Raw genomic sequence first — 22,662 nt, 5'->3', positions numbered from 1 at the left:
GCTCGCCCGTCCCCGCGCCTGCGGTGGCCCCGCACGCTCAGGGCGCCACCGGCTCGGGAGTCGCCGTACGCTCGCGTACGGTCTCGAAGACGGCCCGCATGAAGCGGCCGACGTAGCCGTAGTAGGAGCAGGTGACGATGTGGCCGTCCACCACCACGTCCCCGTCGACGACATGGGCGCCCGCGTTGACGACGTCGTCCCGCAGCCCGATGTAGGCGCACGCCCTGCGGCCCCTGAGCACCCCGGCGCTGACCATGATCCACGGGCCGTGGCAGAGCCCCGCGACGACCTTCCCCGCGGCGTCCATGCCCCGGACGAAGTCCAGCACCCGCGCGTCCTGGCGCACCCGGTCGGGGGCCTCGTGGCCACCGGTGAGGATGACCGCGTCGTACCCGGCCACGTCCAGCTGGTCGAAGGAGACGAGCGGCTTGGCGGTCTTGTCCATCGGCAGCGGCACCCCGTACTTGCCGGTGACCTCGCCGCCGTCCCGGGTGGCGACGTCCGCGTGCCAGCCCTCCTCCAGGAGGCGGTAGTAGGTGTAGACGACGTCGTGGTCCTGGAACCCCGGACCGGTGACGATCACCGCGCGGTGGGTCATGGCGGATCCTTTCCTCTCCGTACTCATCGGGTGGTGGCGAGCGCGAGGCTCAGGTAGTACTCGTCGACGGCCGGCCGCCGGGTGTCGCCGCGGGCGGCCACGAGGATCCCCAGCTCCCCGGTGACCACCCCGGTCAGTCCCAGCGGGACGTGGAAGAGGTCCTCCGGGCGGGGCCGGTAGAAGATGTCCATGCCCGCCCGGATCTCGAAGCGGAAGCCGCCGCAGGGCGAGCGGTCCCGCATCCGGGCCTCGGGCAGATAGGGCACCGGGCGGACGGGCAGCTCCGCGAGGTGCCGGTGCTCGGACTCGTAACCGGTGTTCTCCCGGCTGTAGCCGTCGCGCAGCCGGATCAGGTCGAACTTGTTGCGCGGCGCCTCGACCTCGACCAGGAACAGCGGGCCGGGGCCCAGCGAGCGCGTCGAGTGGAACGCCCCGCCGCCGATCCTCAGCAGCGTGCCGGCCTCCACCGGATACTCCGCCGAGAGCGTCCTCGCCACGCCCTGCCCGCCCAGGCAGAGCAGATAGGTCAGCTTGCGCGGATGGACGTGCAGCGAAGTGGCGTGCCCCTCCTCGATCCGCAGGTTCCAGATGTCGATGAAGTCGTCGACGTACACCCGGTATTCCAGGCCCCAGGGCTTGGGGATGACCTCGTCCAGATGGTGGTCGGCGTCCAGCCGCTCGTTTCCGACGCGGCTTCCCTTGCGTACCACTTCGCGGAGCACCGCGAAGTCGCGCGGGCCCGGGTCTATCCGCACCACGAGGTTTTCCCCGACGGTTACGGGTATGACGTCATTGCTCGTTCCGGGCATTGCTCCCCCTGTCGCGTGCAATTCCTCCGGCCGCCGGGAAACCGTCCCGAACCCCCATGTCCGGCGGGCCGACGCACTGACGCTATACCGTCCCGGAAGGCGGGCCAAATAGCTCTCCATGCACCCCCGATAAGGAATCCTTTCGTCCGGAATCCCCGATGCGGATTCCCTCATTTCCTCTTATGGACGGCCCCGGTTCCGTTATTTGCCGCACCGTCCGGGGCGCTGATTCACTCTCCTGCGTTCACCGCGCGCATTGCCGCGCGAACGAATCCGAGGGGGAATCGCCATGACGACGGTGACACGGGAGACGGCGGAGGGGACACGTCCGGGCACGAGCGGCGTCGTCCGCTCCATCGCGGTGCTCGGCTACGAGAAGTGCAGCGAGCAGGACACCATCACCCCGCTGGAGATCTTCAAGGGCGCCGCCATGGTGACCTCCGGCGGCATCGCGCCCTGGCAGCGCGAGGCCGCGCCCCGGGAGCTGGACGTCCGCCTGGTGGGGCTGACGCCGGGCGTGGTGACCATGCAGATGGGCACCCAGGTGGTCGCCGACTCCGTGCTCGACCCGGACGAGCTCTTCGACATCCTCTACGTGCCCGGCGGCGTCGGCTCCGGGGAGCTCACCTCCGACGAGCGGGTACTGGAACTGATCCGCCGTCACCACCAGGCGGGCAGGGTCGTGGCCGCCAACTGCTCCGGCGTCGGCGTGCTCGCCCGCGCCGGCGTCCTGGACGACTCGCCCGTCACCTGCGTCGCCGCCGTCGCGCGCGGACTGCGCGCCGAGGGCTTCAACGTGCCCGTCGGCCGCCGGATGTGGATCGGCAACCCCGACACCGGGATCTGGACGGCCACCGGCTCGTACGGGGTGCACGGCGGCGCCGTCGCCATGGTGGCCCACTACCTGGGCCGGGAGACCGGGACGATCGTGTCGATGATGTTCGACACCCTCAGCGGACTGGGCGACGTCATCTTCGAGGAGGTCGGCCCGGAGTTCTACCAGCACCCCGAACTCGAGCAGTCCTTCCAGGACTACTTCCAGGACATGCTGCTGCCCCGCGTCACCGACGAGCCGTCCGCCGACGCCCTGCCCGGCCGCGAGGGACGCCGGTGAGCCCGCGCTCGGTCGTCACCCCCGCCGGGCCGCCCGCGGCCGCCGCGCGCACCGGGCCCGGCATCCGCGTCACGCCCCCCGCCCTGCGGGACCTGGACTGGATCCGGGGCGCCCTCCAGACCGCAGTGGCCCTCGAACACGCCACCATGCCGCTGTACTCGGCCGCCATGTACTCGCTGGAGGTGCAGAACTACCCCTCCTACAACACCATCCGCAGCGTCCTGATGGAGGAGATGGTCCACATGGCCATCGCCGCCAACATGCTCGCCGCGCTCGGCGGTTCACCGGACATCAAGGGCCTCCGGCCCGGCTACCCGGCACCGGGCGGCGGCCTGCCCGGCGGCGTGATGCCCGACCTCACCCCCGTCCTCGCCCGGCTCTCCGCCCGGCAACTGGACGACTTCCTGCGGATCGAGGCCCCCGCCCGCCTCCTGACCGAACGCGAGCGGCGCTCCGCCTACCCCACCATCGGCCACTTCTACGACGCCCTGCGCCAGGCCGTCACCGCCAACGCGGACCGGGTGCGCCGGGCCGTACGGGCCGGGGGACCGGCCAACCAGGTCGGCGGCAACCTCGGCTACCCCACCTTCGGCCCGGACGACCCCGCCGACCCCGTCGAACGGTTCCTCCACGGCATCGACATCATCACCCACCAGGGAGAGGGCGAGCACGAGCGCACCATCGAGGCGGGCGGCACCTACCAGCACGAGGGCTCCCACTACGCCCGGTTCGCCGAGCTCCGCCACCGGCGCCGCTACCGCGCCCCCGACCCGGCGCGGCCGCTCACCCGGGACACCGAGGCGGACTTCTTCCGGGGCGAGGAGATCCCCTGGCCGGTCGTCATCAACACCCTCGCCGTCCCGGCCGACGGCTACGCGGCCGTCCTCGCCGAGGACCCGGACGGCCCGGCCGCCCGTAAGGAACTGGACGCCTTCGACGCCGCGTACACCGCGATGATGACGGCCCTGGACCGGGCCTGGAACGGGCCCGCCGAGACCTGGTGGCCGTCCCTGGGCGCCGCGGTGGAGCGGATGAACGACATGCGGGTGCTGTCCTGCTTCAACGTCATGCGGCAGCAGGTCCCGGAAGCGGTGGTGGAGCGCCTGGAGGTCCTCTACCCGCGCGAGTACAAGCTGCTGGCGGACCGCACCGATCTCGGCCGGCCGGTCTTCTACGGACCCAGGTTTATCAACAACTCTGTCTCGTGAGGCAGGAGTCGAGTGAGAATGCGGTCATGACCGACACCACCGCACCGCACGGGACCGAGGGCCCCGTCACGCTGATCACCGGCGGCTCGACCGGCATCGGCGCCGCCACCGTGCTCCGGCTACTCAGGGCCGGCCACCGGGTCGCGGCCACCGGCCGGGACGCCGCCAGGCTCGCCGCGCTCGCCGGGCGGGCGGCCGCCGGGGAGCGGCTGCTCACCCTGCCCGGCGACGCCACCGACCCCGGGGCCGTCGCCTCGGCCGTCGCGGCGACGGCCGAGCGGTTCGGCGGGCTCGACCACGCCGTCGCCAACGCCGGGTTCTCCACCCACGACACCATCGCCGACGGCGACCCGGCGGGCTGGCGGGACATGGTGCTCGCCAACGTCCTGGGCCCGGCGCTGCTGGTGAACGCCGCCCTGCCCGCCCTGCGGGCCAGCCGCGGCCGGATCGTCCTCATCGGCAGCGTCGCCGGGGTGAAGAACACCCCGGGCAATATGTACTCCGTCACCAAATGGGCCGTGCACGCCCTCGCGGAGAACACCCGGATGCAGGTCACCGCGGACGGCGTCGGCGTCAGCCTGATCGCCCCCGGCAGGGTCGACACGCCCTTCTGGGACAGCCGCCCCGACGGCACCCGCCCGCCCGGACCGGCCCTCTCCGCCGAATCGATCGCGGAATGCGTCGCCTGGGTGCTCTCCCAGCCCGAGGGGACGGACGTCAACCAGGTCCTGGTGCGGCCCCTGGGCCAGCCCCTCTGAGGCCACGCGGGCGCTCTGGCGTCACTCTTCTCTCCGCTCTACCTTTTGACGGCGATGGGCACATCCCATCGAACGGCTTGCCATCTCCTCGTCCGAGGACGACAGACAAGAGGTAAGTCCCGTGTTCCCTCGCCGTAGTCACCACCGCCGCTTACGGCGCCTGGGCATCGTCGCCGCGCTCCTCGGTGCCCTGGCCGTCGTGGCCCCCGGAGCCGCCCGGGCGACCCCCGACGCGACCGCCCGGGCGAGAACGCCCCTCGTCCAGCCGATCGACCCGCAGCACTGGCGCAACCCCGACGACATGACCTGGGCCGAGTACCGGGCCGTCCCCGGCACCCGCTGGGCCGACCCCGACGTCAAGCCCACCCGGCGCACCTTCAAGGGCGCCCTCGTCCTCCTCGACTACCCCGACGAGGAGTTCGCCGTCACCCGACCCGCCGGGTCGACCGTCTTCGGCAACCCCCAGCCCACCGCCGCCCGCATCCCCCGCGAGCAAGTGCCCCGCTTCTACCAGGACTTCCTCAACAAACCCGGGACGCTCAACCACGGCCACACCATCAACGAGTACTGGATGGAGGACTCCGGCGGCCGCCTCGGCGTCGACCTCACCTCCTTCGGCGTCTACCGGATGCCCGGCAAGTCCCACCAGTACGGCATCGACTCCGGCATGAACCCCGGCGCCTGCCCCTCCGGAGACACCTGCGACAAGGACATCCGCGCCGACGCCAGGAGCGCCTGGGTCGCCGACGTCGGCGACGACCGGGCCAACGAGTTCGACTTCGTCTTCTACCTCGGCGCCGGCGAGGACGAGTCCGCCACCTGGCAGGAGTTCGGCCAGATGAGGTTCGCCGGTCCCCAGGACGTACCGGCCGCCTGGGGGCCGCCGTCGCCCGTCCCCGCCGGGGGCAACGCCGCCCGGACCCGCTATGTGCCCTGGACGTCCTGGCAGGCCGCCGCCCGCCTGTGGCCCAACGCCGAGAACGGCTCCTCCACCCAGACCGAGAGTTCCGGCATGGCCACCTTCGCCCATGAACTCAGCCACATCCTGGGCATCGGCGACAACTACAACAACCCCTACGGCACCCCGCTGAGCCGCGCCTACACCGGCATCTGGGGCATGCTCTCCCGGGGCACCTTCAACGGCCCCGGCGGCCCGCACACCCGCTGGAGGATACCCGCGACCGGCGGCGGCTCGATGGGCGCCCAGCACGTCCTGCGCGACAAGCTCAAGCTCGGCATCGTCGACGAGAAGAACGTGCTGCGCCTCGACCGCGACGCCCTCAAGGACTCCGGTCCCGTCGTCGCCCGTGTCACCGCGCGCTCCGCGCCGCCCGGCGACAAGGGGCTCGCGGGCGTCAACATCACCATGGGCCGCGATCTGTCCCCGGCCTGCGACCGCGCCACGGACCCGCTGTGCGACGGCGGCGGTTACCAGAACTACACCGTCGAGGTCGTCGACCGCATGGGCATGGACTCCTTCACCCCGGACAGCGGAGTGCTCCTCACCAAGACCAAGAACGCCGACCGGGCGCCCTTCGCCTGGGTGGTCGACGCCCACCCCGAGGACATCGGCATGGTGGACTTCACCCGCCCCGACGGCACCCAGCAGAAGATCACCATGGGGGACTACCGCCAGCTCAGCGACGCCCTCTTCCACGCGGGCGCCGACTCGGGCAGCTCCTACGAGTACGTCGACCGGGCCAACCGGCTGCACTTCTACATCGTCGACGTCCGGCGCGACGCCTCCGGCGTCCTCTCGTACACCGTCGGCGTCAGGTCCTTGGACGGCTCCGGGGCGCGGGCGCGCGGTGTGGCCCTCGGCCGGGGCGCGGTGAAGGGCGGGCCGGCCGGCGGCCGGGCGATGTGCACCTTCGCGCTGGCCAACACCGGCCGGGCCGCGCCCCAGGACGATCCGTCCCGGGCCTCCGACATCTACCGGCTGTCGGCCACGGCCTCCGGCCGCGGCTGGTCCGCCTGGCTCCCCAACCGGCTCGCCACCGCGGCCCCCGGCGAACGGATCCCCGTCGACGTCGCCGTGAGCGCGGCGGCGGGCGCCGAGCGCAACGGCAAGATCACCCTGACCGCGCGCTCGGAGAGCGACCCGGGCAGAACGGCGACGGCCACCTGCTCCCTCCGGAAGTAGGGCGCTTGGTCCAGACCTATTGACGCCGGTTCCGGGCTCTCCTACCGTGCGGTCGACCCCACCGCATCAGTCTCCAGGCCCCCACAGCCCCGGAGGTGGACATGTCGCGCGCGCTGCTTCGGAGAGCCCGACTGCTGGGCGCCTGCACGGCCCTGGCCCTCGCCCTGCACGCGCCGGTCGCGGCCGCCGCGACCGGCGCCGCGCGCGAGGACACGTGCGCGCTCAAGCCGAGACCCGCGGGGAAGGTGCTCCAGGGGTACTGGGAGAACTGGGACGGCGCCGCCAACGGCGTCCATCCGCCCTTCGGCTGGGCCCCCGTCGACGACTCCCGCTTCCCCGCCCACGGCTACAACGTGCTCAACGCCGCGTTCCCCGTCATCCACCCCGACGGCACCGCCCTCTGGGAGGACGGGATGGACGCGACCGTCAAGGTCCCCACCCCGGCCGAGATGTGCCGGGCCAAGGCCGCCGGGCAGACGGTCCTGTTGTCCATCGGCGGCGCGGCGGCGGGCATCGACCTCAGCTCGAGTGCCGTGGCCGACCGGTTCGTCGAGACGATCGTCCCCATCCTCAAGAACCACAACTTCGACGGCATCGACATCGACATCGAGACCGGCCTCGTCGGCAGCGGCGACATCACCCGGCTCTCGCCCTCCCAGGCCAATCTGATCCGTGTCATCGACGGTGTACTCGCCCGGATGCCCCAGGGATTCGGCCTCACCATGGCGCCGGAGACGGCCTACGTCACCGGAGGTAGCGTCACCTACGGCTCCATCTGGGGCGCGTACCTGCCGATCGTCAAGAAGTACGCCGACGACGGCCGTCTTTGGTGGCTCAACATGCAGTACTACAACGGCAGTATGTACGGCTGCTCCGGCGACTCCTACTCCGCCGGGACGGTCGAGGGGTTCACCGCCCAGACCGACTGCCTCAACCGCGGACTCGTCGTCCAGGGCACCACCGTCACGGTCCCGTACGACAAGCAGGTCCCCGGGCTCCCCGCCCAGCCGGGCGCGGGCGGCGGCCACATGTCCCCGGACCTCGTGGCCCGCGCGTGGAACACCTACGGCGGCGCCCTCAAGGGCCTGATGACCTGGTCCGCCAACTGGGACGGGGCACGGAACTGGACCTTCGGCGACAACGTCAAGGCTCTGCAAGGCCGTTGAGCGGCCATCGCGAAGAGCTCGGCACCTGCCTCCGGCGATCCGCCTACGGAATATGCCGCCCGCCTCGTGGTCGAAGGTGTCGTAGGGTCGTAGCCCGGGCGAACAAAGTTGCCGAGGTTGAGTCAGCCACCTCACGGAAAGTGTGTGACCGTGGCTCACATTCATCCCCATCGCGGTGGCCGGCCGATCACGGCGTACGAGGCGCGGAGCGCGGGCGCACGGAGCGGGGAGCCCGACGCTCCCCGTCGCCGGTGGTAGCTGTGCGCCGCTGAGGCGCGTGAGCCCCCCGTGAGGGTGATTGCCCTCCGGGGCTCAGAGGTGTGAGGTGTGACGGTCCCCCCGATCCACCACCGAGACAGGCCCTGCGTACGTTCCCGGACCCGGGCCGGCCCCCGCCGGCGGGACCCGGGTGAGCGGCAAGGAGGCACCGCATGTCAGGAGTGGTCAGTACGAGCCCCGCCGTGGCCCGGCCGGCCACGGCCCGGCCGATACCCCAGCACGTGGGCATCATCATGGACGGCAACCGGCGCTGGGCCCGGGCCCGGGGTCTCGACCCCGTCGAGGGCTACCGGGAAGGCGCGCGCCGGCTCCGCGAGGTGTGCGAGTGGGCCGAGCAGGCCGGGCTCACCGCGCTGACTTTATGGGGGCTGTCGACCGACAACCTGAAGCGGTCCGACCAGGAACTGTCCGGCCTGCTTCCGCTGATCGGCGAGACCATCGAGGAACTGGCCGCCCTCCGGCGCTGGCCCGTCAACCCCATCGGCGACCTGATGGCCCTGCCGGCCCATCTGCGCGTCGCCATGGAACGGGCCCGCCACACCAGCCACCGGGCGACCGGCATGACCGTGAACGTCGCGGTCGCCTACGACGGCCGCCGGGAGATCGCCCACGCCGTACGGCAGATCCTGTGCGCCGGCACCATGCCGCCCGCCGACGCCGACGACCCGGCGGGCAACTGGCAGCACCTGATCGCCGAGCACCTCTACACCCGCAACCAGCCCGATCCCGACCTGATCATCCGGACCTCGGGGGAGCAGCGGCTCTCCGGCTTCCTGCTCTGGCAGACCGCCGCCTCCGAGTTCTACTTCTGCGACGTCCCCTGGCCCTCCTTCACCCGTGACGACTTCGACCTGGCCCTGGACTCGTACGCGTCGCGGCACCGGCGCTACGGCTTGTGAACACCCCGCCCCCCACCGGCGAAAGGAGATCGACTACAACACAGACATGACCTTTGCCACGCGAACTCTGGCCCCGACGACCCTCACCGCCGGGGGGCTGCTCCTGCGGCCCCTCCGGGAGAGCGACGAGCCCGCCGTCGCCGAAGCGCTGCGCGACGCGGACATCCTCCGCTGGGCGGCCGGCCACGCCACCGTCCAGGCGTCCGTCCAGGAGCGCGCGGCCATCTGGCTCGAGCCGCGCATGGCGGGGTGGGCGGCCGGGGACGCCTACTTCGCCATCACCGACGGGACGACGGGGGAGTTCCACGGGGCGCTGAGCGTCCGTGAGATCAACCGGCTGCCGGACCAGGCGGTCGTCGGCTACTGGGTCACGCCGCGCTCCCGGGGCCGGGGCGCGGCCCGGGCCGCCCTCGACGCGGCGGCCCGCTGGGCCCTCGCCGCCCCCGAGGACGGCGGCCTCGGCGTGCACCGGATCGCGCTCGACCACGTCCTGGCCAACGTCGCCTCGTGCCGCGTGGCCGTCGCCGCCGGCTTCGGCCTGGAGGGAGTGATGCGGGACTTCTTCAAGGAACCCTCCGGGCGGCGCCACGACGCCCACCTGCACGCCCGGCTGGCGACCGACCGCCCCGAGTAGCATCCGCACATGGATGCGAGCGCCGATTTCGCCCCGTGGGCCCCCCGGTTCGTGGCCGACCCCTATCCCGGGTTCGCGGCCCTGCGCGCGGCCGGGCCCGTGCACTGGTTCGAGCCCACCCGGCAGTGGCTGGTGCCCCGGCACACCGACGTCTCGTCGCTGCTGCGCGACCGGCGACTGGGGCGCACCTACCTCCACCGGTTCACCCACGAGGAGTTCGGGCGGACGCCGCCGCCCCCCGAGCACGAGCCCTTCCACACCCTCAACGACCAGGGCCTGCTGGACCTGGAACCGCCCGACCACACCAGGATCCGGCGCCTGGTGTCACAGGCGTTCACCCCGCGCACCGTCGAACGGCTCGCGCCGGTCGTCCGGCGGCTGGCCCGCGAACTGGTCGACGGGCTCCTCGCCGACGGCGGCGGCGATCTGATGACGTCCCTGGCCGAGCCCCTGCCGGTGGCCGTCATCGCCGAGATGCTCGGAATCCCCGCCGCCGACCGGGGCCTGCTGCGCCCCTGGTCGGCGGACATCTGCGGGATGTACGAGCTGAACCCCGGCGAGGAGGCGGCGCGACGCGCGGTACGGGCCTCGACCGAGTTCTCCGCCTACCTGCGCGAACTGATCGCCGCCCGCCGCGCCGACCCCGGCGACGACTTGATCAGCGCGCTGATCGTCGCCCACGACGAGGGGGACCGGCTGACGGAGCAGGAGATGGTCTCCACCTGCGTCCTGCTCCTCAACGCCGGTCACGAGGCCACCGTCAACACCACCGGCAACGGCTGGTGGGCGCTCTTCCGCCACCCGGAGCAGCTCGCCGCCCTGCGCGCCGACCACGGGCTGCTGCCGGGGGCGATCGAGGAGCTGATGCGCTACGACACCCCACTCCAGCTCTTCGAACGCTGGGTGCTCGACGACATCGAGATCGGCGGCACGTTCGTCCCGCGCGGCAGCGAGGTCGCCCTGCTCCTCGGCTCCGCCAACCACGACCCGGACCGGTTCCCCGCACCGGAGCGGCTGGACCTCACCCGCGCCGACAACCCCCACCTCAGCTTCGGCGCGGGCATCCACTACTGCCTGGGCGCGCCGCTCGCCCGCCTCGAACTCGCGGCGTCCTTCGGCGAGCTGCTGCGGCGGGCGCCGAACCTGCGGCTCGTGGCGGAGCCCGAGTGGAAGGAGGGCTTCGTCATCCGGGGGCTGCGGGAACTGCTCGTCGAGTGCTGAGGACCGTGAGCACCGGGCTCAGTCGCTGGGGCCGATCACCCGCCCGTCCTCGACGACGGTGATGGCCCCCGCCGGGCAGGAGTCCGCCGCGTCGACGAGCGCCTCGTCCGGCGCGCACTCCCCGTCCGGCCCGTGCGACCGCTCGCCGTCCATCCTGAACAGCCCCGGCGCCAGGGCCGTGCAGATTCCCGAGCCCATGCACCGGCCGCGGTCCACCGTCACCCGCCAGGCCATCGCTCACCACCCCACCGGCATCGAACGCGGCCCCCGGACCAGCATCTCCGTCTTCCACACGACATCCCCGGCGAGGTGGACGCCGGGCAGCCGCAGGGCCAGCGCCCGCAGCGCCTCCTGGAGCTCGAGACGGGCCAGGGGCGCGCCCAGACAGTGGTGGACGCCATGGCCGAAGCCCAGGTGCTGGTTTCCCTCCCGGCCCAGGTCGAGGATGTCGGGGGAGTCGAACCGCCGCGCGTCGCGGTTGGCGGAGCCGACGGCCACCAGGACCGGCTCGCCCGCCCGCACCAGCGTGCCGCCCACCTCGACGTCCTCGGTGGCGTAGCGGGCGAAACTCGCGGCCATGCCCAGGGGAACGAAGCGCATCAGCTCCTCGACCGCGGCCGGGATCCGCTCCGGGTCCTCGCCCAGCCGCGCCAGCTCACCGGGGTGCTCCAGGAGCGTCAGCAGGAAGTTGGGGATCTGGGTGGCGGTCGTCTCGTGGCCGGCCACGAGGATGCCCACGCACAGGTCGACCAGCTCCAGCTCGGAGAGCCGGCCGGTGCCGTCCCGCGCCTCGATCAGCGCCGTCATCAGGTCGTCGGCGGGCCGGGCGCGGTGCTCGGCGACCAGCCCGGCCATATAGGCCCGCAGCTCCTCCCGGCTCTTCTCCCACTCCTCGGCGGTGAGCGAGCTGGTGGACAGCGCGTCGTCGCTCCACTTGCGGAAGAGCGGCCGGTCCTCCTCGGGCACGCCGAGCATCCGGCAGATCACGGCGACCGGGAGCGGCAGCGCGAAGTCCTCGACCAGGTCGGCGGGCGGGCCCGCCGCGACCATGTCGTCCACCAGGCCCTCGGCCAGGGCGCGGATGCCCGGCCGCAGCCGTTCCACCCGCTGCACGGTGAACGCCTTGGTCACCAGGGTGCGCAGCCGGGTGTGGTCGGGCGGGTCCATGGAGAGGAGGCCGGCGTCGGTCCGGCCCTCCGACTGGCGGGGCGCGTCGTGCTCCTGGGCGGCGGCCCGGCTGAACCGGCGGTCGCCCAGGACGAGCCGGGCGTCCGCGTACCGGGTCGCGAGCCAGGCCGGCTCGCCGTAGGGCAACCGCACCCGCAGCAGCCCCTCTTCGTGCCGAGCGCGCTCGTACGCCGTGGACAGGGCGAGCTCTTCGGCGTTGTTGAAGGGATAGACGACAGGTTCGTCGTGGGAGGTGGACATGAGACCCCTCTTCGCGATGTAAGCGTCTGCTTACAAAAACGTAGGGCGGGGTGGGTAGCGCGTCAACGGTGCCTTCGGCCAGGGTTGTCGCACCCGCCGGGGGGACACCGGGCGGACTCGTGGGGAGGAGCGGGATGACCGAGGGCAAGCCCGTACGGCGGCGGCACGCCGACACGACCCGGCAGGCGCTGATCGACGCCGCGGCCGGGCTGTTCGCCGAGCGGGGGTACGACCGGACGACCGTCCGCGCGATCGCCGACCGCGCCGGCGTCAACCAGGCCCTGCTTTTCCGCTACTTCGGCTCCAAGACCGCCCTCTTCGGCGAGGTCATGGCCAACGACGGGCGCAGACGGCTGCGCGAGACCCCGCCGGAACGGCTGCTGGAATCGGCCCTGCGCGGGCTGCTCGACCCCGCCGGCGACGCCCCCCAGGGCGACCGGTCCCTGGAGGTCTTCCTGCGCTCCGCCGGGGGCGAGGACGAGGTGGCGGACGCCAGCCGGCGCCTGAGCGAGGAGTACGCCCGGACGCTGGCCCGGCTCACCGGCGAGGAGGACGCCGAGCTGCGCGCGGCCCTCGTCCTCGCCTGGCTGCTCGGCATCGGGCTCACCCGGCTCGTCGTACGCCAGGAACCGCTGGCCGGCGCCGACCCGGAACGGGTGTGCCGGCTGATGCTCGACGCCTCCCGGACCCTGCTGGAAGGGCTGGCCTGACCGGGAACGGGCCGCGCCGCGTAGACGCGGCTCCCGTCCCGTCTCAGCCCTTTGCGTACTTCACCCGGGCGAAGCCCGCGTGCCACCATCCACCATGCGGCGTTATGACGTGGTGGTGGTCGGCAGCGGCCACAACGCCCTGGTCACGGCGGCATACCTGGCCCGGGCGGGCCGGGGCGTCGTCGTCCTCGAGGGAAACGACCGGCCCGGCGGGCTCGTACGCACCGAAGAGCTCACCGTCCCCGGCTTTCTCCACGACACCTACTCCTCCGCGCACCCCCTGTTCACCACCGGCCCCGCCTACGCCGAACTCGGCCCGGAGCTCACCGCCCTCGGCCTCACCTACCGCAACTCCCGTTACTGCGTGGGCGTGTCGATGCCCGGCGGGCGGACCGCCGTGCTCTCGACCGACCCCGGGGAGAACGTGGCCGAGGCCGAGCGCCTCGCCTCCGGCGACGGCGCCGCCCTGACCGCCCTCCTCGAGGACTTCCAGCCCCACGCCGGCCCGGTGTTCCAGCTGTTCGCGGCCGAGCTCGCGAGCCCCGCGTCCGCCCGCGTCATCCACGACCTGACGCACGACGACGGGCACTACTCGACCTTCACCCAGCAGTTCCTGCGCACCGCCCGGGACCTGCTGGAGCACACCTTCGCCTCACCGGTCGCCCACGGACTGCTCGCGCCCTGGGCCCTCCACCTGGGCCGCGGCCCCGACGAGGTCAACAGCTCCTTCTGGACCGTCATGGTGCTCCTCGCCGTCACCTCCGCCGGCATGCCCACCCCCGAGGGCGGCAGCGAACGGCTCGCCCGCGCCCTCGCCGCGCTCACCGAACGGCACGGCGGCCGCGTCGAGACCGGGCGGTGGGTGGAGCGGATCCTGGTCCGCGACGGCCGCGCCGTGGGCGTCCGCACGGCCGACGGCGAGGTCGTGCGCGCCGACCGGGCCGTCGTCGCCTCCGTCAACCCAGACCAGCTCTACCTCAAGCTGCTCGCCCACGAGGACGGCGTCGTACCGCCCCTCATCCGGCGCCAGGCGGCCGACTACCGCTACGGGCGCGGCTGCGTACAGATCCACCTCGCCCTCTCCGCGCCGCCCCGGTTCGCCGACGAACGCCTCGCCAGGACCGGCCAGTCCCACCTCACCGGCGGCCTCGACGCCCTCTCCCGCTCGGTCAACGAGGCCACCCGCGGCCTCCTCCCGGCGGAACCCACCATCTCCCTCGACACCCCCGCCGCGGCGGACCCCACCCGCTGCCCACCGGGCGCGGCCGTGGCCCGGCTGCAACTCCTCGACGTCCCGCTGCGCCCGCGCGGCGACGCGGCGGGCGAGATCGACACGACGGACGGCTGGACCGACGACGTCAAGAACGCCTTCGCGGACCGCGTCCTCGAACTCGCCGCCCGCCACGCCCCCGGCCTGCCCGGCACCGTCCTCGGCCGCCATGTGATCGCCCCGCCCGACCTCGCCCGCTTCAACCCCAACTGCGGCCCCGGCGACCCCTACGGCGGCAGCCACGAACTCGCCCAGAGCTACCTCCTGCGACCACTGCCGGGCCGGCCCTCGCACCGGACCGTGGTCCCCAACCTCTTCATGGTCGGCGCCGCGACCTGGCCCGGCCACGGCGTCAACGGCGGCTCCGGCTACATCGTCGCCAAGGAACTGACCGAACCCGAGCGGGGGTGAACCCGCCCCCGCCTCAGCCGCACAGGGCGGCGTCGGTGAGCTTCCGCACGGCCGCGTACACGGGCGAGTCGTCGGGCAGGGGGTACGTCGCGGTCGTCACCGACACGACCGCCCGCCGGGAGCGGTCCGGGGTGGTGAGGGCCAGCGTGTAGTAGCCGTGGATCTCCCCGGTGTGGCCCCAGGCCGTCACCCCGCAGGAGTTGGGCACCCGGAAGATCCCCAGACCGTAGGGGACGCGGTCCCCGTCGCGGGGGAGGAGTTCGGCGAGCTGTCGCGCGGGCAGCAGCCGCCCGCCGGTGAGCGCGGTGAGGAAACGGTCGAGGTCGGCGTCGCTGGAGATCATCGCCCCGGACGCGTCCGCCACGGTCGGGTTGAGCTCGGTGATGTCGACGGACCCGGCGCCGGGGGAGACCCGTTCGTAGCCGTGGGCGTGCGGGCCCGGGACGCGTGCGTCGTCCCCCGGCACGCTGGTCGCCCGCAGCCCCAGCGGACGGATGACGCGCTCGGTCACCTCCGCTCCCCAGGGCCGGCCCGTCACGGCCTCGACGAGCAGGCCCGCGATGACGTAGTTGACGTTGGTGTACTTCCAGTCCGTTCCGGGTGCGAACAGCAGCGGCTTGTCGGCGATCCGGCGCACCAGCTCCCGGGCGTCGTAGTGGTCGAAACGGTGCCGCACGAAGTCGGCCCCCCTGGGGACGGTCGAGACGTAATCGGCCAGCCCGCTGGAGTGGTGCAGCAGCATGCGCACGGTGATCGCGTCCTTGTCGGCGGGCAGCAGACCGGGCAGATGGCGCCGCACCGGCTCGTCCAGCCCCACCTTCCCCTCGGCGACCAGCTGGAGCAGCACGGTCGCCACGAACGTCTTGGTGACGCTGCCGATCCGGTACCGCCCCTCGAACGGCACCGGCCGCCGCCCGTCCAGCGTGGCCGAACCCGCGCGCAGCCGCACCGTCCGGCCGTTCCCGGCCACCAGGACCCGCGCCCCCACGGCGTCACCACCGGCCACCACACCGTCCAGAGCCTTCCGCAAGGCCGCGTCGGACGAACCGACGGCGGCCGCGGGCACCCCGGCCCCCACCCCCACCGCCGCCACCAGAGCGGCGGCGAGCATCCTGACCGTACGGCGCATCACATCTCCTGCACATCTGCCGGGTGTTCCGTCACCCACGACGCTAGGAAACCGGCGGCCGCCGTCCCATCTGGCCCGCACCCCTCACCGGGGTGTCGCCAGGCCCCCTACGGCAGGTGGCTACTGGTGAACCTGCACACACGCGTGCCCGTGCGGCGCGAAGCCGCCCTCGTCGAGCTTCCGCCACCCGTCGACGCAGATCCACGTACGGTCCGGGACCTTCCGGCCCAGCGCCATCCCGTACAACTGCCCGGGCCGCCAGTGCCGCAGCGCGCTCTTGCCGTCCAGGCCGCCGCCGTACATGTGGAACAGCCCGACGAAGTCACCGTCCGGCGCGGGCGTCGCCGACGCCCGCAATACGTACCGGCCGTTCGCGTCCACCGTGAGGCACGACTGCCCCCCGCACGCCGTCGCCGCGAAGGCCGTCGGCCCACCGGCGAGGAACAGGGCCAGGGCCCCCACCGCGCTCACCCCCGCGCGCAAGGCCCAACGGGTCCTCATCGCCAACCACTTCATCGCTGCTCCGCCCTTCGCTCGTCGATGTGCGACGAGCCTGCCAGCACACCCGGCCCCGGCCTCCCGCACGCTCGCGCCGACCGCCGATATCACCCGAACGGAGACCCTCTACGGTGGGGCGGTGACCGACTCCCTGCTGCTCTGCGCCGACCCGCTCCGCCCCGCCCGCAGCGACCCGCACTTCGCCGCGCAGGACGCCGCCGCCCACGAGGCCGGCGCGACGGTGGCGCTGCTCGACCACGACGCGCTGCTCGCGGGCCGCGCCGAGGAGGCCGTCCGGCGCGTGCCCCGGGACATCGGACCGCTGTGGTACCGGGGCTGGATGATCCCCGCCACCCGCTACGCCGACCTTGAGGCCGCGCTCGCCGCCCGCGGCGCCCTCCTGCGCACCGGCGCCGGGCACTACCGCACCGCCCACGAGCTGCCCGGCTGGTACGGGGTGTTCACGGCGGTGACACCGGCGAGCACCTGGCTGCCCTGCGCGCCCTTCCGGGCACCGGGACCGGCGGCGCTCGCGGAGGCGGCGGCACGCCTCCCGAAGGGCCCGGGCATCGTCAAGGACTTCGTGAAGTCCCGCAAGCACGACTGGGAGGAGGCCTGCCACGTGCCCGACCTCGCCGACACCACGGCGCTCCACGCGGTGGTGTCCCGGTTCGTGGAGCTCCAGGAGGACTCCCTGGCCGGAGGCGTCGTCCTGCGCGCCTTCGAGGAGCTGCGCCGGGAGGAGGGCGAGGCACGGGTGTGGTGGCTCGACGGGCGCCCGCTGCTGACCACCGCGCACCCGGACACCCCCGGCCTGACGCCCGAGCCCGGCCTGGACGAGGTCGCGCCGCTGGTGGCCCGGCTCGGGTGCCGGTTCGTCACCACCGACCTCGCCCGGCGCGCCGACGGCGCCTGGCGGGTGATCGAGGCCGGTGACGGCCAGGTCGGCGACCTGCCCGCCGGGACCGACCCCTCGGCCCTGCTCGGACCACTGCTGAACGCGGGGTGAGCCCCCGGTTCAGCGCGCCTTCTGCGACCGCGCCGCCTCGGGGCGCAGATCTCCGAGGGCCAGCCGGTGGCGGGGCGGGCCGGGCAGGACGATGTGGCCGGTGGTGGTGAGGTCCGGACCGACGTGGAGGAGTTCCCCGCTCTCCAGCGGCCGCCAGCCGGGGTTGTCGTCCATGGCCTCGCTGGCGACGACGACCGCCGGGGCCTCGCTCAGGTCGTGCGAGTGGACGCGCAGCCGTCCGCCGGTGCCGCTGTGGTCCAGGTGCCGGCTGCCGTGCTGGCCGCCCGCCGCGCGCTCCAGCACGAACAGCTCGTGGGTGTCGGGACAGCGCAGCGCCCACAGCTCGTCCCGCGTGGCGAGGACGAGGTTGAGGGAGTAGACGGGCAGCTCCTCGGCGACCCACCGGGCGGCTCGCACGATGCCCGCCGTGACGTCGCCGCCGTGCGCCGCGATCTCACGGGTGATCAGGGCGAAGAACCGCTCCGAGTCGGTGTCGCCGCGCACCGTGGCCCGGGCCGCCGGCCCCAGATGGGCGTCGAGCGCGTCGAGGCCCTCGATGACGCCGTTGTGGGCGAACAGCCGCCCGTCCTGCTCGAACGGATGGGTGTTGCGCGTCTCCAGCCGCCCGGTCGAGGCGAAGCGGATGTGGGCGAGGAACGTCGCCGACTCCACCTGTCGCGCCTCCTCGGCGAAGGCCCGGTCCGCGTAGGCGGCCACGGGCGCCTTGCGCACCTGCGGAGCCCCCGCCGCGTCGAAGAACCCCAGGCCCGTCCCGTCGGGGTCGCGACGGCTCTGGACGCTGAGGCTGTCGGGCGCGTCCAGCAGCCAGAACGTGGCCCGGGCACGGAGCGGAGCGCTGCTCATGCCGAACAGACGGCACATGGGCCCGTCCCTTCTCCTCCGACTCTCCTCCGACGATCCCGTCGAACCCGTCGATCCTGTCGTACCCGTCACGTCCAGCATCGGCGCGCCGCGCGCACGCCGACAGTCGGTATCCGGCTGCGTTCCGCCCCGCGCGGCTCAGGCCATGCCGAAGAGCTGCGTCCAGTACGTACCGGCCGGGCCGCCGCCCGCGTAGCCCACGCCGAGGTGGGTGAACCCGGGCTTGAGGATGTTCGCGCGGTGACCTGGGCTGTCCATCCAGCCGCGGACGACCTCGGCGGGGGAGCGCTGCCCGCACGCGATGTTCTCGCCGATGCCCCGGTGGCGCGCCCCGGCGGCCGCCGCCCGGTCCCAGGGCTCGGTGCCCTCGGGGGAGGTGTGGGAGTAGAAGCCGCGCCCGGCCATGTCCGCGCTGTACGCCTGGGCCGCCGCGGCCAGCCGGGCGTCGGCGGCCAGCGGCGGCAGACCGGCGGCGGCCCGTTCCGCGTTGGTGAGCGCCAGGACCTCCGTCACCGTGCGCGCCAGGCTCCCCTCGGTCAGCGGCTCGGCCCATAGCGCCGTCCAGTACATGTCACCCGAGGCCGCGACGGCGTGGGCGATGCCCAGGTGGGTGAAGGCCGGGTCGTGCGCCGGATGGCCGTCACGCGCCCGGCCCTCGGCGAGGCAGTAGTCCAGGAACGCGTCGACGGTACGCGGCCCGGACACCAGGTGCTCCGCCATCCGTACATACGCGTAACCCCCGGCGGTGACCCGCTGGAAGACCGAGGACCCGTCAGGGCCCGTGGCGTCGAGGCGCCGCTGGGCGGCCATGGCCTCCGCGTGCGCCCGGGCCGCCGCCACGAGACGGGCGTCGGAGGTCAGCGGGGGAGCGCCGACGCGTCGGCGGACGGCGTTGACCAGCGCCGTCGTGGCCGGGTCGGCGTCGGGCGCCGGGCCGCCGGGGCCGCCGTCGGGCTCCGCGCCGTCCTCCGTCACCTCGATGCCGAAGTCGCGGACGAGGCCCGCCAGCCCGTCCGCGTACCCCTGGCCGAGCGCGCGCAGCTTCCACTGCGGCCCGCGCCGGTAGAGCTCGGCGAGCAGCAGCACCGTCTCGTGGACCGGCCGCGCGGGCGCGAACCGGGCGAGCGCGCCCCGGCCGTCGGCGTCGACGCACAGGACGGGCGCGGGCAGCCCGCCGAGCCCGGCACCGGGTTCGGCGGGGGTGACGACCACGGTGACCCGGGTCGCGCCGGGCCGCAGCCGCCGCGGATCCACCGTGAGCCCGCCGGGCGCGAGGCGGGCGCCGGGGACGGTGGGCTGGTTGTAGAAGACGAAGTCGCCGTCGCCGGAGACCTTTCCGTCGTCCCCGGTGATCAGTGCCGAGATGTCGAACGGGCCGGGCACCCGGACCGACACCGGCCCGTCCGGCAGCGGAAGGTTCCCTCCGGAAGTCAGGTCGCGCACCTGGTCCGCCCTTGGTGAGGGAGGCGGGCTGCCACCCGCCCCGGATCGAGGTATGTGCCGGAGGAACGCCCGGCGGACGACGGGGGTTCCCGGCCTCCGCGCGGGCCGGGCGGGCGGCGCGATTGGAGGTGTTACTCCTGGTTGGCGTAGTATGACCGGCGTCGCTATCGCGTCCTCGGCCATCTCGTCGTCAGCGAGCCCGGACCGTTCCCGAACCCGTTTCGGGGGCAGCCCCAGGGCTCGTCGCGTCGTACCCGGTGTCCGTTCCCGGGGCCGATCCCGGCGAAGCCCTACAGGCCGGTACGTGGTGTCGGCGACTGATCCCCGTTCAGTTCGACAGGCGTCGCCGTCCATCGGCGCGAGCCGGTGGGACGGCCCCGGCAGCCGAACGCCGAAGAGGCGCATAGGGACTTCCAGTCCTTGTCTCCCGGCAGAACGGAAAAACAGCTCGTGGACATGAGCGCGGCCAACAGGAAAGGCCTCAGCCTTTTCGCCCTGATCATGATAGGCCTGGGGTCGATCTTCGGCTCCGGCTGGCTCTTCGGAGCCGGTCAGGCGGCCCAGGTGGCCGGGCCCGCCGCCCTGGTCGCCTGGGTGATCGGCGCGATCTTCATCGGCATGATCGCCATGACGTACGCCGAGGTGGGCGCCGCCTATCCGCTGCCGGGCGCCATGGCCCGCTTCGGCTCCATCTCCCACGGCCCGGTGCTGGGCTTCATCACCGGCTGGGCCGTGTGGATCGCCACCGCCTCGCTGATACCCATCGAGGCCATCGCGGGCACCCAGTACATGTCCTCCTGGAGCTTCGGCTGGGCCAAGGGCCTGGTCGCCGACGGCCACCTCACCGGCACGGGCATCGCGACGGCCCTGCTCCTGACCTTCGCCCTGTGGCTGGCCTGCTACTGGTCGGTCGAGCTGCTGGCGCGCGCCAACAACCTCCTGACCCTGGTCAAGTTCGCCATTCCCGTCCTCGCGGTCGGCGCGCTCATCGCCTCCGGCTTCCACACGGACAACTTCACCGCCCACGGCGGCTTCGCCCCCAACGGCTGGTCGGCCGTCCTCACCGCCGTCACCGCCTCCGGCGTCGTCTTCGCCTTCAACGGCTTCCAGGCCGTCGTCAACCTCGGCGGCAACGCCAAGAACCCCGGCCGCGCCATCCCGCTCGCGCTCGTCGGCGCGCTCTCCCTCGGCCTGGTCATCTACCTGGCCCTCCAGGTCGCCTTCCTCGGCGCCGTCCCGCCGGAGAAGCTCACCGAGGCCGGCGGCTGGAGCGGCGTCAACTTCGCCTCCCCCTTCGCCGACCTCGCCAAGCTGCTGATGCTCCACTGGGTCGTCACCATGCTCCAGTTCGGCGCCTTCATCTCGCCCAACGGCGCCAACATCGGCAACGTCGCCTCCTCCGCCTACCTGGCGCAGAACCTCGCCGAGACCGGCTTCTTCCCCAAGAAGATCGCCGAGGTCCACCCCCGCTACGGCGTCGCCCGCCCCGCGATGTGGCTCAACCTGGGCTTCTCCGTCCTCCTGCTGCTGACCATCGGCCACAGCTGGGAGGCCCTGGCCAGCGTCGTCTCCGCCGCGATGGTCGTCTCCTACCTCATGGGCCCCATCGCCGTCGGCGTCTTCCGGGAGACCAAGCCCGAGCTGCCCCGCCCCTTCCGGCTCCCGGCCGCCAAGGTCCTCTGCCCCCTCATCTTCGCCTTCGCGGCCTGCGCCCTGTACTGGTCGAAGTGGCCCAACACCGGCAAGGTCACCGTCCTCACCCTGCTCTCGGTGCCCATCGCGGCGATCGTGCTGCGCCGCCGGGGCGAGAAGGACCTGCGCAAGCAGTTCGCGCCGGCCTGGTGGATGGCCGCGTTCCTGCTGTGGCTCTCGGCGCTGTCGGCGCTGGGCAGTGCGGAGTTCGGCGGTCACGGCGTGATCCCGGGCGGCCTCGACATCGCCCTGGTGGGCGTGTCGGCCCTGGGCTTCTACTTCTGGGCGGTCCGTGCGGGCGTGCAGGCCCACCGCGCCGGGCTGCCGGACCCCGACCCGGTGCTCGACGGCGGGGCCCGGCCCGCGCCCGGGACCGAGGACGAGCGGCAGGCCGCCGAGCCCGTGGCGGTCCCCGCCGCCTGACGACGGCCGCGCGCCGCTCAGCGGCGCGTCGCGCTGTGGAAGCCGCCCCGGGCCGGACCGGTCCCGGGGCGGCCGTATGTCGCCGACAGTTCCTCGATGGGGTGGGTGGCCACGTCCCAGCCGTTGGCGTCGAGCCAGTCGCCGAGGCCCGGCCCCAGGCCGCCCAGCCAGAGCGGGGCGATGTGCGCCAGCCCCGGCTCGGCGTCGGCCGGCGGGAGGTCCCGGCCGCGCTCCAGGGCGAGCCGGTGGCCCGGCCGGGACAGCCCGCCCAGGGCGAGGAGCAGGCCGGTGGCCTGCTCCTCCGTGAGATACACCAGGAGTCCCTCGGCCAGCCAGGCCGTCCGCACGGCCGGGTCGAAGCCCGCCTCGACCAGCAGGCCGGGCCACTCGGACGACAGCAGGTCGGCCGGCACCGCCGTGCGGGCGCAGCGCGGCCGGGCCGCCCGCCCGGCCAGGACGTCCTCCTTGAAGGCCAGCACGGGCGGCAGGTCCAGCTCGAAGAGGCGCACCCCCTCCGGCCAGGCCAGCCGGTGGGCCCGGGTGTCCAGCCCGGCGGCCAGCAGGACCGTCTGACGGCACCCGGCCGCGCTCGCGGCCAGCAGGAAGTCGTCGTAGAAGCGGGTGCGGATCACCGTGTGATGGGCGATGGCGGTGGCGTACGGACCGGGCCGTACGGCCGGCTCGGCCGGGTATCCGGCGGCGGTGAGGAACGCGGCGGCGTAAGGGTCCGTGAAGAGGGCGTCCGGGCGTTCGCTCTCCCGTGCCCGGACCCGGGCGACGGCCAGGGCCGTCCTGCTGACGGGGCTGAACGACGCGGCCCCGGTGGGCCCGGTGGCGGGTTCCGATGTGGTCATGGGGGCAGGATGCCCACCGGCGCGGCCGGGGACCGTGCCGAGCGCCCGCGCGCCCGCCGGGTCCGGCGGGCGCGCTCGGGCGGT

The 22,662-nt window shown here is 73.4% G+C and carries 21 protein-coding genes; 12 read left to right on the top strand and 9 right to left on the bottom strand.

What is annotated here, in order from left to right; genetic code table 11:
* Window positions 1-37: 37 nt before the first annotated feature.
* Window positions 38-598: a DJ-1/PfpI family protein gene (locus IE096_RS07520; protein ID WP_189449941.1), complete on the bottom strand. Its 561-nt coding sequence runs from the start codon at window positions 596-598 to the stop codon at window positions 38-40.
* A 23-nt stretch (window positions 599-621) separates the two neighbouring features.
* Window positions 622-1,356, bottom strand: coding sequence for a cupin domain-containing protein (locus tag IE096_RS07515; RefSeq protein WP_229820027.1), 735 nt, complete (start codon window positions 1,354-1,356; stop codon window positions 622-624).
* 340 nt (window positions 1,357-1,696) lie between these two features.
* Here IE096_RS07515 and IE096_RS07510 point away from each other — a divergent pair, with 340 nt between their 5' ends.
* From IE096_RS07510 to IE096_RS07475, 8 genes are all read left to right on the top strand, one after another.
* A complete protein-coding gene (locus IE096_RS07510; RefSeq protein WP_189449938.1) occupies window positions 1,697-2,521 on the top strand; it encodes a DJ-1/PfpI family protein in 825 nt (274 codons plus the stop codon).
* Window positions 2,518-3,729 (top strand): ferritin-like domain-containing protein, encoded by a 1,212-nt coding sequence (locus IE096_RS07505; RefSeq protein WP_229820026.1) that lies wholly within the window; start codon window positions 2,518-2,520, stop codon window positions 3,727-3,729. The genes IE096_RS07510 and IE096_RS07505 overlap by 4 nt, the downstream gene beginning before the upstream one ends.
* 26 nt (window positions 3,730-3,755) lie before the next feature.
* Window positions 3,756-4,487: an SDR family oxidoreductase gene (locus tag IE096_RS07500; protein WP_189449937.1), complete on the top strand. Its 732-nt coding sequence runs from the start codon at window positions 3,756-3,758 to the stop codon at window positions 4,485-4,487.
* A gap of 121 nt (window positions 4,488-4,608) precedes the next feature.
* Window positions 4,609-6,630 carry a M6 family metalloprotease domain-containing protein gene (locus IE096_RS07495; protein ID WP_189449935.1) on the top strand — a complete coding sequence of 674 codons (2,022 nt, stop codon included), beginning with the start codon at window positions 4,609-4,611 and terminating at the stop codon, window positions 6,628-6,630.
* Window positions 6,631-6,731: 101 nt separating this feature from the next.
* The gene (locus IE096_RS07490; RefSeq protein ID WP_189449933.1) at window positions 6,732-7,796 is read left to right on the top strand and encodes a chitinase; all 1,065 of its coding nucleotides are present in this window, start codon (window positions 6,732-6,734) and stop codon (window positions 7,794-7,796) included.
* A 431-nt stretch (window positions 7,797-8,227) separates the two neighbouring features.
* Window positions 8,228-8,974, top strand: coding sequence for a polyprenyl diphosphate synthase (gene uppS, locus IE096_RS07485; protein WP_189449932.1), 747 nt, complete (start codon window positions 8,228-8,230; stop codon window positions 8,972-8,974).
* Window positions 8,975-9,020: 46 nt separating this feature from the next.
* A complete protein-coding gene (locus tag IE096_RS07480) occupies window positions 9,021-9,608 on the top strand; it encodes a GNAT family N-acetyltransferase (protein WP_189449930.1) in 588 nt (195 codons plus the stop codon).
* A 9-nt stretch (window positions 9,609-9,617) separates the two neighbouring features.
* Window positions 9,618-10,829, top strand: coding sequence for a cytochrome P450 (locus tag IE096_RS07475; protein ID WP_189449928.1), 1,212 nt, complete (start codon window positions 9,618-9,620; stop codon window positions 10,827-10,829).
* 18 nt (window positions 10,830-10,847) lie between these two features.
* Here IE096_RS07475 and IE096_RS07470 read toward each other — a convergent pair whose 3' ends face one another.
* Both IE096_RS07470 and IE096_RS07465 read right to left on the bottom strand, forming a co-directional pair.
* A complete protein-coding gene (locus tag IE096_RS07470) occupies window positions 10,848-11,063 on the bottom strand; it encodes a ferredoxin (RefSeq protein WP_189449926.1) in 216 nt (71 codons plus the stop codon).
* 3 nt (window positions 11,064-11,066) lie between these two features.
* Complete coding sequence (locus IE096_RS07465; protein WP_189449924.1) at window positions 11,067-12,257, bottom strand: cytochrome P450; 1,191 nt, start codon at window positions 12,255-12,257, stop codon at window positions 11,067-11,069.
* A gap of 134 nt (window positions 12,258-12,391) precedes the next feature.
* On the opposite strand from IE096_RS07465, the gene IE096_RS07460 reads away from it, so the two are divergent.
* Window positions 12,392-12,967: a TetR/AcrR family transcriptional regulator gene (locus IE096_RS07460; protein ID WP_189449923.1), complete on the top strand. Its 576-nt coding sequence runs from the start codon at window positions 12,392-12,394 to the stop codon at window positions 12,965-12,967.
* Window positions 12,968-13,061: 94 nt separating this feature from the next.
* The gene (locus tag IE096_RS07455; protein WP_189449921.1) at window positions 13,062-14,648 is read left to right on the top strand and encodes a phytoene desaturase family protein; all 1,587 of its coding nucleotides are present in this window, start codon (window positions 13,062-13,064) and stop codon (window positions 14,646-14,648) included.
* Between the two features lie 13 nt (window positions 14,649-14,661).
* On the opposite strand, the gene IE096_RS07450 is transcribed toward IE096_RS07455, so the two are convergent.
* Window positions 14,662-15,777, bottom strand: a complete 1,116-nt coding sequence (locus tag IE096_RS07450; RefSeq protein ID WP_189449919.1) for a serine hydrolase domain-containing protein — start codon at window positions 15,775-15,777, stop codon at window positions 14,662-14,664.
* A gap of 120 nt (window positions 15,778-15,897) precedes the next feature.
* Window positions 15,898-16,278 (bottom strand): hypothetical protein, encoded by a 381-nt coding sequence (locus tag IE096_RS31295; RefSeq protein ID WP_229820025.1) that lies wholly within the window; start codon window positions 16,276-16,278, stop codon window positions 15,898-15,900.
* Between the two features lie 136 nt (window positions 16,279-16,414).
* On the opposite strand from IE096_RS31295, the gene IE096_RS07440 reads away from it, so the two are divergent.
* A complete protein-coding gene (locus tag IE096_RS07440; protein ID WP_229820024.1) occupies window positions 16,415-17,284 on the top strand; it encodes an ATP-grasp domain-containing protein in 870 nt (289 codons plus the stop codon).
* A gap of 9 nt (window positions 17,285-17,293) precedes the next feature.
* Here IE096_RS07440 and IE096_RS07435 read toward each other — a convergent pair whose 3' ends face one another.
* Together IE096_RS07435 and IE096_RS07430 are read right to left on the bottom strand one after the other, a co-directional pair.
* Window positions 17,294-18,166, bottom strand: coding sequence for a class II glutamine amidotransferase (locus IE096_RS07435; RefSeq protein ID WP_189449913.1), 873 nt, complete (start codon window positions 18,164-18,166; stop codon window positions 17,294-17,296).
* 138 nt (window positions 18,167-18,304) lie between these two features.
* On the bottom strand, window positions 18,305-19,609 hold the full coding sequence (locus tag IE096_RS07430; protein ID WP_189449911.1) for a CAP domain-containing protein: 1,305 nt from the start codon (window positions 19,607-19,609) through the stop codon (window positions 18,305-18,307).
* A gap of 501 nt (window positions 19,610-20,110) precedes the next feature.
* Between IE096_RS07430 and IE096_RS07425 the strand changes: the two genes are divergently transcribed.
* A complete protein-coding gene (locus IE096_RS07425; protein ID WP_373298043.1) occupies window positions 20,111-21,724 on the top strand; it encodes an APC family permease in 1,614 nt (537 codons plus the stop codon).
* Between the two features lie 17 nt (window positions 21,725-21,741).
* Here the strand turns inward: IE096_RS07425 and IE096_RS07420 are convergent, their stop codons facing one another.
* Window positions 21,742-22,578 (bottom strand): SAM-dependent methyltransferase, encoded by an 837-nt coding sequence (locus tag IE096_RS07420; RefSeq protein WP_189449908.1) that lies wholly within the window; start codon window positions 22,576-22,578, stop codon window positions 21,742-21,744.
* Window positions 22,579-22,662 lie beyond the last annotated feature (84 nt).

This window comes from Streptomyces abikoensis (assembly GCF_014648775.1).
Taxonomy (GTDB): Bacteria; Actinomycetota; Actinomycetes; order Streptomycetales; family Streptomycetaceae; genus Streptomyces; species Streptomyces abikoensis.
This window is presented reverse-complemented; position numbering and strand designations above follow the sequence as displayed.

Excerpts from the sequence above, each read along its gene's own strand:
- IE096_RS07480 (WP_189449930.1), top strand. The coding sequence starts at position 9,021 with ATGACCTTTGCCACGCGAACTCTGGCCCCGACGACCCTCACCGCCGGG.
- IE096_RS31295 (WP_229820025.1), bottom strand. The coding sequence starts at position 16,278 with ATGAGGACCCGTTGGGCCTTGCGCGCGGGGGTGAGCGCGGTGGGGGCC.
- IE096_RS07470 (WP_189449926.1), bottom strand. The coding sequence starts at position 11,063 with ATGGCCTGGCGGGTGACGGTGGACCGCGGCCGGTGCATGGGCTCGGGA.
- IE096_RS07420 (WP_189449908.1), bottom strand. The coding sequence starts at position 22,578 with ATGACCACATCGGAACCCGCCACCGGGCCCACCGGGGCCGCGTCGTTC.
- IE096_RS07465 (WP_189449924.1), bottom strand. The coding sequence starts at position 12,257 with ATGTCCACCTCCCACGACGAACCTGTCGTCTATCCCTTCAACAACGCC.
- IE096_RS07475 (WP_189449928.1), top strand. The coding sequence starts at position 9,618 with ATGGATGCGAGCGCCGATTTCGCCCCGTGGGCCCCCCGGTTCGTGGCC.
- IE096_RS07520 (WP_189449941.1), bottom strand. The coding sequence starts at position 598 with ATGACCCACCGCGCGGTGATCGTCACCGGTCCGGGGTTCCAGGACCAC.
- IE096_RS07500 (WP_189449937.1), top strand. The coding sequence starts at position 3,756 with ATGACCGACACCACCGCACCGCACGGGACCGAGGGCCCCGTCACGCTG.
- IE096_RS07510 (WP_189449938.1), top strand. The coding sequence starts at position 1,697 with ATGACGACGGTGACACGGGAGACGGCGGAGGGGACACGTCCGGGCACG.
- uppS (WP_189449932.1), top strand. The coding sequence starts at position 8,228 with ATGTCAGGAGTGGTCAGTACGAGCCCCGCCGTGGCCCGGCCGGCCACG.
- IE096_RS07460 (WP_189449923.1), top strand. The coding sequence starts at position 12,392 with ATGACCGAGGGCAAGCCCGTACGGCGGCGGCACGCCGACACGACCCGG.
- IE096_RS07455 (WP_189449921.1), top strand. The coding sequence starts at position 13,062 with ATGCGGCGTTATGACGTGGTGGTGGTCGGCAGCGGCCACAACGCCCTG.
- IE096_RS07425 (WP_373298043.1), top strand. The coding sequence starts at position 20,111 with ATGATAGGCCTGGGGTCGATCTTCGGCTCCGGCTGGCTCTTCGGAGCC.
- IE096_RS07450 (WP_189449919.1), bottom strand. The coding sequence starts at position 15,777 with ATGCGCCGTACGGTCAGGATGCTCGCCGCCGCTCTGGTGGCGGCGGTG.
- IE096_RS07435 (WP_189449913.1), bottom strand. The coding sequence starts at position 18,166 with ATGTGCCGTCTGTTCGGCATGAGCAGCGCTCCGCTCCGTGCCCGGGCC.
- IE096_RS07490 (WP_189449933.1), top strand. The coding sequence starts at position 6,732 with ATGTCGCGCGCGCTGCTTCGGAGAGCCCGACTGCTGGGCGCCTGCACG.